Genomic DNA, 512 nt, shown 5'->3' with positions numbered 1-512 from the left:
CGGTGTCTGTGCGCCGTTTTCGGGAGTTGAGACGTCCACCGGAGCTGGTGACGTGTCCGGCGTCCGGTTGCCTGCCGCTGGCCGGTCACGGCGACCGTTGTTGGTGGCGATGTTCGCCCCCACCGCGGCGGGACTCAGCGTGCTCGTCCCGGTCGGGGTCGCGTTCGTCGAAGTACCGGCATTCATGGAAGCGTTCGTGTTCGGGCTTGTATCGGTATTGAAAGCCGAAACACCCTGGGTGCTGGTGGCTGGGGCACCCTGAGGGGCGGTGTTCGTCGACCCGCTCGTGCCCGCGCCGGGATTGGTCGACGTGTTGGGATTGGTCGACGTGCCGGCGTTCGTGGAAGAGTTCGCGTTGGTCGCACCCGGGGTGGTGGGATTGGTCGACGTGCCGGCGCTGTTCGGTGTGCTCGTTGGCGTCGTGCTGGTGCTGGTCGGCGTCGTGCTTGTGCTGGTCGGTGTCGGGCTTGTGCTGGTCGGATTCCCAGCATTGGCCGGACTGCTCGAAGACC

2 protein-coding genes are annotated in these 512 nt (G+C 66.4%); one reads left to right on the top strand and one right to left on the bottom strand.

All coding sequences use genetic code 11. The features are described 5' to 3' along the window. On the bottom strand, positions 1-186 hold a 186-nt coding region (locus tag ACFQ4H_RS34905; RefSeq protein WP_377579568.1), incomplete at its 3' end, for a hypothetical protein. Between the two features lie 82 nt (positions 187-268). Here ACFQ4H_RS34905 and ACFQ4H_RS34900 point away from each other — a divergent pair. Beyond that, positions 269-512 (top strand): hypothetical protein (locus tag ACFQ4H_RS34900; RefSeq protein ID WP_377579566.1); only part of this gene is annotated, 244 nt, incomplete at its 3' end.

The sequence above is a fragment of the Micromonospora sonneratiae genome (assembly GCF_042679305.1).
GTDB lineage: Bacteria > Actinomycetota > Actinomycetes > Mycobacteriales > Micromonosporaceae > Micromonospora_H > Micromonospora_H sonneratiae.
This window is presented reverse-complemented; position numbering and strand designations above follow the sequence as displayed.